Origin of the sequence: Bartonella sp. AD24XZML (assembly GCF_042196485.1) — a bacterium.
Lineage (GTDB): Bacteria > Pseudomonadota > Alphaproteobacteria > Rhizobiales > Rhizobiaceae > Bartonella.
Window position 1 is genome coordinate 1 of record NZ_JBHIQH010000011.1, and the last position, 10606, is coordinate 10606.

At 36.4% G+C, this 10606-nt stretch carries 12 protein-coding genes and 3 pseudogenes; 5 read left to right on the forward strand and 10 right to left on the reverse strand.

All coding sequences use genetic code 11. From position 1 onward, the window contains the following. The first annotated feature begins 179 nt into the window (after positions 1-179). On the forward strand, positions 180-1226 hold the full coding sequence (locus tag ACFIMX_RS01170; RefSeq protein ID WP_375693916.1) for a Fic family protein: 1047 nt from the start codon (positions 180-182) through the stop codon (positions 1224-1226). A 61-nt stretch (positions 1227-1287) separates the two neighbouring features. Here the strand turns inward: ACFIMX_RS01170 and ACFIMX_RS01175 are convergent, their stop codons facing one another. From ACFIMX_RS01175 to ssb, 7 genes and pseudogenes are all read right to left on the reverse strand, one after another. Then, positions 1288-1878: an antA/AntB antirepressor family protein gene (locus tag ACFIMX_RS01175; protein ID WP_375618730.1), complete on the reverse strand. Its 591-nt coding sequence runs from the start codon at positions 1876-1878 to the stop codon at positions 1288-1290. Between the two features lie 586 nt (positions 1879-2464). Next, positions 2465-2959 (reverse strand): hypothetical protein, encoded by a 495-nt coding sequence (locus tag ACFIMX_RS01180; protein WP_375640141.1) that lies wholly within the window; start codon positions 2957-2959, stop codon positions 2465-2467. A gap of 90 nt (positions 2960-3049) precedes the next feature. Next, positions 3050-3370: a hypothetical protein gene (locus ACFIMX_RS01185; RefSeq protein WP_375640142.1), complete on the reverse strand. Its 321-nt coding sequence runs from the start codon at positions 3368-3370 to the stop codon at positions 3050-3052. 507 nt (positions 3371-3877) lie between these two features. Then, entirely contained in the window at positions 3878-4273 is a 396-nt protein-coding gene (locus ACFIMX_RS01190) for a type II toxin-antitoxin system HicB family antitoxin (RefSeq protein ID WP_375640135.1), read from the reverse strand. Next, positions 4270-4500 (reverse strand): type II toxin-antitoxin system HicA family toxin, encoded by a 231-nt coding sequence (locus ACFIMX_RS01195; RefSeq protein WP_375618726.1) that lies wholly within the window; start codon positions 4498-4500, stop codon positions 4270-4272. The genes ACFIMX_RS01190 and ACFIMX_RS01195 overlap by 4 nt, the downstream gene beginning before the upstream one ends. A 33-nt stretch (positions 4501-4533) precedes the next feature. Continuing rightward, positions 4534-5070: pseudogene (locus ACFIMX_RS01200) on the reverse strand (hypothetical protein). Positions 5071-5080: 10 nt separating this feature from the next. Further along, on the reverse strand, positions 5081-5533 hold the full coding sequence (gene ssb / locus ACFIMX_RS01205; protein ID WP_375640136.1) for a single-stranded DNA-binding protein: 453 nt from the start codon (positions 5531-5533) through the stop codon (positions 5081-5083). A gap of 189 nt (positions 5534-5722) precedes the next feature. On the opposite strand from ssb, the gene ACFIMX_RS01210 reads away from it, so the two are divergent. Together ACFIMX_RS01210 and ACFIMX_RS01215 are read left to right on the forward strand one after the other, a co-directional pair. Further along, positions 5723-6004, forward strand: a complete 282-nt coding sequence (locus ACFIMX_RS01210; protein ID WP_004856694.1) for a type II toxin-antitoxin system RelE/ParE family toxin — start codon at positions 5723-5725, stop codon at positions 6002-6004. 16 nt (positions 6005-6020) lie between these two features. After that, complete coding sequence (locus ACFIMX_RS01215) at positions 6021-6269, forward strand: HigA family addiction module antitoxin (RefSeq protein ID WP_375693917.1); 249 nt, start codon at positions 6021-6023, stop codon at positions 6267-6269. Positions 6270-6419: 150 nt separating this feature from the next. Here the strand turns inward: ACFIMX_RS01215 and ACFIMX_RS01220 are convergent, their stop codons facing one another. The 3 genes and pseudogenes from ACFIMX_RS01220 to ACFIMX_RS01230 all read right to left on the reverse strand — a co-directional run. After that, complete coding sequence (locus ACFIMX_RS01220; RefSeq protein ID WP_375618723.1) at positions 6420-6896, reverse strand: hypothetical protein; 477 nt, start codon at positions 6894-6896, stop codon at positions 6420-6422. A gap of 294 nt (positions 6897-7190) precedes the next feature. Continuing rightward, positions 7191-7820, reverse strand: coding sequence for a hypothetical protein (locus ACFIMX_RS01225; RefSeq protein ID WP_375640140.1), 630 nt, complete (start codon positions 7818-7820; stop codon positions 7191-7193). An 853-nt stretch (positions 7821-8673) separates the two neighbouring features. Continuing rightward, a pseudogene (locus ACFIMX_RS01230) lies at positions 8674-9139 on the reverse strand (crossover junction endodeoxyribonuclease RuvC); the annotation flags it as partial. A 454-nt stretch (positions 9140-9593) separates the two neighbouring features. Between ACFIMX_RS01230 and ACFIMX_RS01235 the strand changes: the two are divergent. Beyond that, positions 9594-10244, forward strand: coding sequence for a helix-turn-helix transcriptional regulator (locus ACFIMX_RS01235; protein WP_375618720.1), 651 nt, complete (start codon positions 9594-9596; stop codon positions 10242-10244). Between the two features lie 131 nt (positions 10245-10375). Beyond that, a pseudogene (locus ACFIMX_RS01240) lies at positions 10376-10606 on the forward strand (hypothetical protein); the annotation flags it as partial.

Here is a 10606-nt window from a genome sequence, read left to right on the forward strand (position 1 = left end):
AAACGAGAAGCCACCGCATTAGGAGAAACACCCATCTTTTTGGCAAACGCACGAAGCGATATTCCCTTACGCGTTTTCTTATTCATAGTTGCTCCTTGCTTTTTCTCTGCCATAAGAAGTAAGAGTTTACGGTGTTACGAATGATTGACAATCGGGTATAATCGGGTATATATTCCGGTATGAAAACAGATACACTCCAAATTACACAAGAATTGTTGGCTCTCATTACTGAGATTGATGAGTTCAAAGGGGCATGGCGCGCCCTTGGTACTCTTGCACCTGAGCGATTGAACGCTCTTCGTCATATTGCTACTGTTGAAAGTATTGGATCCTCCACACGCATTGAAGGGAGTAAGTTAACAGACCGCGAAATCGAACAGCTTTTGGTAAACTTAGAAATTAAACGTTTCAAGAGTCGTGATGAACAAGAAGTTATCGGTTATGCCAAGGTTATGGAAACAATCTTTCAATCTTGGAGTGATATTCCCATTACAGAAAATTATATTAAACAACTTCATCGTGATCTTTTGTATTATAGTGATAAAGATCAACGACATCGAGGTGAATATAAGACCTCACGTAATGATGTAGCAGCATTTAATTCTCAAGGGAAAATGGTTGGCATTGTTTTTGAAACAGCTACACCATTTGATACACCATACCGAATGCAAGAGCTTATTACTTGGTTCAATAAAACCAATGAATTAAAGGATCTTCATCCTTTACTTACAATTGGTATTTTTAATGTTACATTTTTAGCTATTCATCCTTTTCAAGATGGAAATGGACGTTTAAGCCGTATCTTAACTACCCTGCTTTTGTTACAAAAAGGTTATGTTTATGCACCATATTCATCACTTGAAAGCATTATTGAGAATAATAAAGAAAGCTATTACTTAGCTTTAAATCAGACTCAAAAAACAATTTATACAAAAACACCCAATTGGGAACCTTGGATACTCTTTTTTTTACGTGCTCTACAAAAACAAAAACGCCAATTAGAAATAAAAATAGAGAGTGAAAAAAATGCTCTTTTTTCCTTATCTGAATTGGCTCTTAATATTCTTGATTATGTGCGTAATCACGGACGTGTTACAACCCGCGATATGGTGCGTGAGGTTGGTGCAAGCCCTAATACACTTAAAGTAACTTTTACATCATTAGTTGAAAAAGGTCTTTTGATACGTCATGGTGGTGGAAGATCAACTTGGTATAGCGCACCTTAATTTTATTGCCTTCTTAACCACCTCCCCATTTTGAGAACGGGGAGGGGAGATGTGTCTTAAGCTAAGCAGCTTTCACGACAGATCTTTCTAAGACTTGTTTTGCTTCTTTGATTAAAGCTTTATAATATTTGCTTTCTTCTACCAACGTAAAGGCTTTAACAAGATGCATATGGAGAGGTCCATAAATGTAAACAGCCTTTTTAGTTGGAGACATTTGATCCCAATCTTTTGGGAAATCAAATCGTGTATCACGGTCACAATCAACAGCTTGGTTTCTCAGTTTCTTCTCGCACTCAATAAAATAACGGCGTGCTTGACGTCCTTTCTCGTTACGTTCCACCATTGAGAGCTCTTTCGCCATGTCTAAAGTGATGTGATATTCTGTACTTGGACGACCGCCTTTAGATTTTGGTAAATTTTTACCGAAACTCATAACACCTTGATTTTCTTGGGAGGCATTGGGTTTCGCTAAAATTTTAGCGAAACTTATAAAGTCCTTATTTTCTAGGAAGCCGTATTCTTTAATACGATTAATGATCCAATCGTTAAAACGAGATGTGACCTTCAAAAACATATGCAACTCACGTGCATTTACTGCTTGAACTGTTTCTTGATCAATTGTTTGTTCTGTAATTTTAATAAGAGTGTTCATAATGAACTCCTAGTTGTTAAGGTTTTCTATTGACATCCGAAGAGGATGCCGGGCGCTAGAAAACACGGCAACTAGCCCGTCGTTACGCCTTTCCCATAAAGGGTATTGTATAGCATAACCACACCCGACAATATTATTATATGCGTGTAGCATACAATGAGTCAAAGCTTTTAGTTTGCGGAAGATCAGTTATTTCGGCAACTAATCCGCTAGTTGTTTTCAGGTGTTTTCTAGGCACCTGATTCGAAGATACCTATTACTGTAGAATTGTCAAGTAATAAAAATTACTTTTTGCTAAGAAAACGTTTCACATACTGTACAGTGTACATATTGAAATTGTTATTTATCAATAAGTTAAGTGTACAATGTACAATCAATTTGAAAATTCTGTCGCTAGCGATAGTTTGCGCTGTCCTGCCCCGCAACGAAGCCAACCCGCTGGGAGTACCTTTTGAATTGATTTTATTGACTTTTTTTATGAAAAAACAAAGCATAAATGATGATCTTTTTTTAAATTGCAATAAGAATATGTAATGCTTAAACTCATAAGGATATGTAAGATATAAATAAAGCTTGAGAACATGATCTAGCCTTTCTTGTTGGCAGCATATTCTTGACGTTTAAGTTGTCTCTGTATGTTTTCAGTTAATCTTTCATTGGCATATTGTGCAATAGCACTTGCAATCTCTGGTTTGGACATCATTCCAGCAATTGAGGGTCCTTCTTGTTTTGCAATAGGGAATTGATCTCCATCCGCTCTTTGAAAAACATTACCATTCAGCTTTTTTAATTCAACACACTTTGGAAAGCACCCACCTTTGATAAAAGCATGGGGTAAGATTTCTTTCTTTCCAAACAGTGTGTAAGTTACGCCGCGTTTTGTTTCTTCTGCTTGAAAAAATTTAAGAGGTATCGGTGTTCCAGAACCAATGATATCTGTCTCGAGAAGCTTTGCTGTAGCCTTTCCTTTAATATAAACGCCTTTTTTGATACGCTTTGATTGGGCAGATGTAACATCTGCAACTTGCTTTTCAGTAAAGCGTTCAACTTGTTTTGCAGAGGTGTTTACAGCATTACGCAGAGCCTAATTAAGGCGAGGGGCTTGAAGGCTTGTGAAGGTATCTTTTGCCTGTTGAAGATACCATTTTTGGTGGATAATTAATTTCAACTTCTAAGCCTTTTTTGGGGTAGATGTTGATGGCTTGGAAGCTTTAGGTGTTTTGGGTTGTTCGAGTGGAATTTCCTCGGCTGCTGATTCAGTTGATGTTTGTACGGCTTCTTGTTCTATCTGCTTAATGTGTTCAATTGTCTTGTCGGGTTTTATTTTTATTTGAACATCAACAAAAGGTTTAGCAGCATTTGCACGCTTGAGACGTGCGTAGACTTGATTGGAAATCTCCACAAATGGATTATTGGGAGTTGAAGTTTCAAAACGAACAGTGCTTTTATTATCGCCAACAACACACATTGGCTTGGTGATGATTGCTTTCATCATTGCTCCTTTTGAGTCATAATTAATGACATAATTAGTCAAATATTGATTTTTATTTTGTGAAAAATTAATTAGCCAGAATTAGCAAGAAAACAGGGCTTTCTAGCTACGCTTCAAGTTCACATTTTGCTGAATTTTTGGGTATATTTTTGAATTTTAGACACAATACAACTAATGCAGCGCCATCATTAAATACGATTTTTTACACGATGTCAACAAAAAAATCATGATCTTGTATTTTTTTATTTTAAAATAGAATATATAGAATTTTCTAAAACATTTTAGATTTTATAAATTATTGTGAAATTATTATAGGAGGGAAAGGCAATGACAGGTTCAGAAATATTAGATGCCATGTATATAGTATCAATGATAGTTATATCCCTCTTAACTATAGCGTTTTGTTTGCCTGCCGCCTTTTGATTTTCATTAATAGTTTGCGGATCATATGCAATTACACGCTTTTGCAAAAAAATCGAGAGTGAGAAATTTTTCCAGATTGATGAGCTAAATATTAAGCTCGTGACGCGCTGCTGTTGCCAAAAAAGCAGATCTCGTTAAGCCTCTTTCTTGTGCACAATCATCAATTGCACGTAAGAGCCCTCTTTCAATAGATATGTTCGTACGTACTACTTCTGCATCATTTTCAATAAAGGGGACTTGTATTAAAAAAGCTCCTTCTGACAAAGCTTTTTTGACAGATTCCCGTTGTATGACTTCTTCAAATTTTGAAGGGATAGGCACTATATCTATATCTTCACAATAAAGTTGAAGTGCTTCGGTTGCATTTATGATAAGATTTTCTTCTTCATCAGCAGCAGAGAATAGACCTGCAAAATCAGGAAATAGAACACCAAAAGCAGAGTCCTCATCTTTATGAACAAGAGCAAAAAATCTTTTCATTTTTCTTCTCCTTTTTTTAACCATCCTGCTTGTAGTGCAATAGAACGCGCTGTACCAATTGGAAGATTTTTCTTAGGATGTGGAACAATAACAATCTTACCATTTTTTTTAAATTTATGGTGCGAACCTTTTATTTTGACAAGTTCAAAGCCATCACGCTTTAATTTTGCAATTATCTTTCGGCTGTTTTGTTTCCCTAAACTCATAATGTGTAAATATATACACATTTTAATGATTTTTCATCTGATGTCAATTCTTTTTTAACGGCTAAAGTGCTTATGAAGCGCATTAAGAACTATACGCAAAGAACTAACAAGATGTGTTAGCGATTGATCTTCTATAACAAGATATTGTAATGCAGCATAAAGATTATACTGTCTATAGAGGTGTTGTGCTTTTTTGATAGCCTCTTTCGTCACTTCATAACAATGAGTTGCTCTTGCAATCCACCGTTTTTGTGCCTCCTCATTTGATGAAGGAGTAAAGTTATCATAAATTGCATTAGGCAATCCTTTTGCACATAGGTAATTGTTTTTCACTTCAAGATATTTTTGCGCAGCATCATATTGGTCTTAATTGATTTCGCCTTGCAAATAAAGCCGCCCGATATAGGTACTGGAAAGTGGATTTTTAGCCTCTTCTATGGTTAAGCCAAATCGCTTGGCACGCATTTCAATTGCCAATTTATCCATGGGTTCATGCGGTGTTTTTGCTCGTGAGATGCGTCCATTTGGTTCTCTTATGCATCCTTTAATCCGAGGACGACCACGTTTTGCATGTTTTTTTCTTTTAGCCATATTTTTTCAATCAGAATGGGACGCTATCGTTAAGAGCTGTTCTATAATCTTGAGCACCTGAAGCGATAGCATAATTTTGAGAAGTAATGGGTGAAGGGGTAGGGGATGCCGATTGATCTTTCTTTGCATTAAGCAAATACAACTCGCCTTTGAATTGCGGTAAAACAATCTCTGTTGTGTAACGGTCATACCCATTTTTATCTTGCCATTTACGTGTTTGTAATTTTCCTTCTACGTAAACTTTTGAACCTTTGTTGAGATATTGAAGTGCAATTTTTGCTAAATGTGGATTAAAAATCACAACTGAATGCCATTCTGTTTTCTCTACTTTTTGATTGTTTTTTTTATCTGTATAGCTCTCAGAAGTCGCTATACTAAAATTGACTATTTCAGCTCCAGAAGTCATGGTTTTGCTTTCTGGGTTAGCACCAAGGCGTCCGATTAATGTCACTTTGTTTAGCATGTTTTAGTTACCTTAAATTTGTATTTTACATATGTAAAAAATCTTAGCATAATTTTATTATTTTTGCAATTATTTCAAAATGATAATATTGTTTTTTAACATATAAAATTATGTTTTAAGGCGCCCTTTGATAAATAATCAATTGACATAAATGCATGGTGTATAGTATCAAGTCTCAAGAGGGTATATATGGCAATCGTTAGTTTTAAGCATAAAGGATTGAAATTATTCTTTGAACGAGGAGTCTGCAAAGGCATACAACCCGCGCATGCTAAAAAATTAGCAAACATTTTAGTAATTTTAGATACAATATCCGCGCCTGAACAAGTTACTCTTAAATCGTATCGTCTACATGCGCTTACGGGCGATTTAAAAGGTTACTGGTCAATGCGTGTCAATGCAAATTGGCGTGTTACCTTTCGTTTCATTGGGACAGACGTTGAACTGGTTGATTATCAAGATTACCATTGAGTTTTGAGGTGTTATTATGATGTACAATCCTCCACACCCTGGCGGCATTTTGAAAGAAGAATTGCTTGATGAATTAGGATTAACAGTAANCGTCTTAAACTGTCATGCAGCGATTAGCATTAATTTAGCTTTACGGTTAGAAAAAGCGGGTTTAAATGATGCGGAATTCTGGCTTAAATTGCAACAAAAGTATGATTTGTGGCAAGCTCGGCATAACAGCCCAATCCCACATATTTCACCTCTAGAGCAAGTAGGGCATCTTTAAAAATACTTAGTCCATCTTTCTTCACACCTAGAGGTCATGTTCTTTAAAATCAAGCAACCCACGATAGTTTTTTATGCTCTTGTTGATTGCATCTATGAACGTTGAGAAGAGACAACGTAATCTGAACAGTTTTATAAAATCGGAATTTTACTATGGCTTTTTAACTGAGCACTGTAGTGTGTAAATAGATATGTTTATTAAATTGCGTGTACGTAACATAAGAAACAATACACAAACTAAAAAAGAATACCAAAGAGCAATATCTGAGTACCAAAGTACAGTATCCAATGGAAAAGAAAGCTTATACTCCACGTACTTAGAAATAATAGGCAAAGAAACAATTTCCTTATAACTATTTGGGAAAATTAAAACGACAAGCGCTAAACTTATTAGCTTTAAAAGTCTGTGCATATACTGTTGTAAATCACGTGTTAGTTTCACCCAACCTGTTGTATTTCCGCATTTGTATTTTGGATTGTTCTGCAACTCAAAAGGAATATGAGAATTGTATAAAATTGCAAAAACCGCTGTGACTATTACCAAAGAAACAGATGCAAATGTCAAAATACTTTGAATAAAGTAGGGATTTTTTTTAATTCCTAAAAAACCTCTGCTCCGTCCCCCCAAGGAACATAACCAACAGCTGTTGCAACAAACTCTTTTTGCATTGGTTGTTTACGCTTTTTTAAGAACAGGTCTTTTAATATTCTCATGTTTTTAGTCCATAATTTTACCAATTGGTCTATTTACCTCAAATCAGACCGTACAGAGCGTTTTGTGTTTTTAATTGTAGTAAAAAAACTTCAAATCTCTTTGTACGGTGCCTTTTTGTCGGTTTAAACACATATCTAATCCCAAAATGATCAGCGCTTTTCACTAGTTTACTAACCTGCAATGTATTTCACTGTTCCCCAAGACCATTTAAATTTCTTCAAGCTTTTGCTTTTCAACCAACGTGAGTGGTTTTGAATTCTCTCTCATTACCTTTTCTTTCAGCCTTTTTTCACGGGTGTTCAAAACAGCCTTGCGTACACTTTCGGCTTTTGAAAGAAGGGTGTTTTCTACTGTCTGGTAATAAGTTAAAAGCTCTCCACAAGTTGGCATAAATGTTTTTGATATCCCAATTGCTTGACCCGTTACGATATTTTCGACGCCCTTTTTCATAGCATATGACGAAATGCGGTTCAGCATCATGCCATAGGATAAAACGACGGCTTTGGCGTCTGTATTCGCAGGGACTCTCATGCTTGAGAGTAGGAAAGAAGTTTGCTCAATTTGATTAACTGAAGCTTTCACAGAAAGCAACGCTTGTAGATGATTCAAGCATCTAAGGTTTGCGCCTCCTCCTGTTTCGTCAATGTATTCCCAGCTTTCAGCGTCAATGGATGCCCAGGACTGATCATTTCCATAATCTTCTCCAGATGAGAGATGATCTCTGAGTTCGTTGAAGCCCTCTGCAAACTGTTCTGTAAAAGTTTTATGAGTGAATTTTCCATAATGACCACCTAACCGTTTTTCCCGTTCTAATCTTGCTTTTTTCTTTTCTAGCATTCCGATAGGGCTTGTGACCCAATTGTACCAAGTCCTTTACCAATCCCGTTTGTTTGCATTTTTATTTGGATTTGCTATCCAGTAATTTGTGAACCGTTCGAACTCTAACAGCGCCTCATCATGGGTTAAGCCTTTATCGATTGCGTATTGCAAATTAGGTTCAAAATCCTCAGGTAAGCGAAAATCATCTTTTGATTTAGTCCGCTTCGCTTTTTGGGGAACGTTCTTTTGCTTGTGATTGGGAGGTTGGTTTTCTACATCCGTTGTGATTTGCTCTGGTTGGCTTCCGCAAGCATAAATCTCTATTGACTCATGAACCTGTTCGTTTGTTTCTAAATTTTCAGAACAAATTTCTTTTTTGCTAATACGATAGTATTAGTTTTTTATTATAACTGTTATTGTTTATGTTATATATGGGCATCATTAAGCATTGCTTTAGCATCGTTAAGCATACCACAAGCATCATTTGTATGTTTATCCCATCTTGCCTACGCTGCTTTCTTTGCTCTCTCTGATAACGTCTTTGACCGTGACGTCTTCGATACCTTCTCTAAACTCTCATTAGAGTTATTGAGTTCTTCTTCAACTTTTAAACTCCATAAACACCCATCGTCTAAACGTTTGATATGGCCTGTGCTTATTAAAACTTCTAACGCTTTCATAAACATTTTTACTGAACAGCCAGTGTAATCAGCCCGGACCTTCATATTATTAAAAGTGGTTTTCCAGTATAAAGCATTTGCAAGCGTAACTTTATGTAAACTTTGCACTCAAAGGGAGATAAACAAGCAAGATCAAGAATCCATTTATCTGCAAATAGCCTCCGTCCACGGTAATTTATTGGACATGTATACCCCCCTTCTTTCATTAAATATAAAATTGCTAAAGCATCTGCTTCGTTGTCGTCTTTAGGCGTATGTCCTTTTGCACACACCGCCTTAATCATTTTTTTTGAGGCGTTACCTTTTCCTGTTGTTGCCTTCTTAATTGTGCCAACAGGAATGCCTTCATATGGTATCTGATGATGTTCACACCACGCTGTTAAGGTTGCTAGTAAGAAAGCCTCCGTAAATATGAGAAGCGTCTGTACCCACATGCCGGCGCACCTCTTCAAAATACACCGCGTCAATTTCATCAACGGACCTTTTTAGTTCAGTAAGCCACCGTTTAAAGCGTAAATAACGCATGCCACCGCCTTCAAAACGGCGTGATTGAAAATTAACGGTACCACTAGTGATACTAGTATCTGCACCACATATCGCCCAGCCTGTCTTGGTCCCTAGATCAAGACATAAAATAGTTGGTGCGTTAGTGATCATAATCCCCCCTTAAGGCACTACGTATTTATGCGTGCGCATGGTGACGCGTAATCTATTAATTTTGTCTCTTTATTTAATGCCTGTTTAAGAATGTGAATGATGCTGTTGATGTTCATTACTATCTGTAGAAGCAGTAATAAAAGCAGATTGTAAGATAATTTAGAATCACATGATTGCGTCCTATAAAAAAATGAGAAAAAGTCTTCTGTCTTAATCGGTGCTCCAATTCTTTTAGCTTCATTCAAAAGAATTGGGATATGTTTTGTTGGAATTCTTCCACCAGTTCCACCTTTTGATATAGGACGGAACCAGGCATACACGCGTGTTCTATGAACCCCAAGCAGCTGAGATACTACCCTACGAACCCCACCTAACAGATTTATTATTTCCGAAGATTGTTTCATAGTACATTATGTAGCGATTATAAAAACAATGTTAAGAAAGAAAATTAATAATGAAACCACATGTTGCTAAATTAGAAAATGACGATTGTATACAACGTACCTACAATAAAGATATGACAATAAGTATCTCACAATGGTTGCAAAATGCCTTATCTGAAGCTGGATTAAGCCAATCAGAGCTTTCAAGACAGCTAACCGCTTCTTTAGGTCGCTCGATAGATCGTGCTGCCGTCAATAAAATGCTAAAAGAAACAAGAGATATTTCTGCTCGAGAATTATTAGAAATATCAAAGCTTACCGGTGCTTCTATTCCTCCTAATCACTTAGTTCCTTTGATTGGATCTGTAGGAGTCGGAGGAGAAATAATCGCAATAGATTCTGGTTGTCTAGAAGAAGTAGAAGCCCCGCCATCTGCTCCTAAAGGAACTGTTGCTGTTCGCGTGGTAGGTGATTCTATGTTTCCAGCCATTGAAGAAGGAAGCCTTCTTTTTTATTCCTATCATTTGCCACCAGAGGATCTTATTAACAACCGCGCTATCATAAAAACTAAATGTGGAAAAGTTTACATCAAAGTATTACGTCTCGGGAAAGAAAAAGGGAAATGGGTTTTATCCAGTATAAATGGAAAATATGCTGATATCGTAGATGTAGAATTAGAATGGTGTGCACCTATCGACTGGATTAAACCAGCCAGAATATGAATTAATATTTTTATACTTCTCTTCAAGCAAGCCTTTAGTTTATTACTTTTAAAAAAATTTTTAAAATCGCTACATTGGTATCCATAAACCACGCACAAACAATCGCTAAGAGGTGTTAGGGAGGGGAAATTATGGATAAGCCAATTCTTATAAATTCCAATGAAATTTTATTAGTTGCCTACGATAAAGATCAACATATTGCAGAGTCTGGACCACTTGATGCAAGCCAAATTCTAAGCATTGTTGCTGAGGTAGATGATGCAATCCAAATCTTTCGTATAAATCCTTCTGAGAATAATTGTGAAGATATCTCTGAAGAGATTGCAGACGCATATGTAGAAGCAAATATTGAACATCTCCAT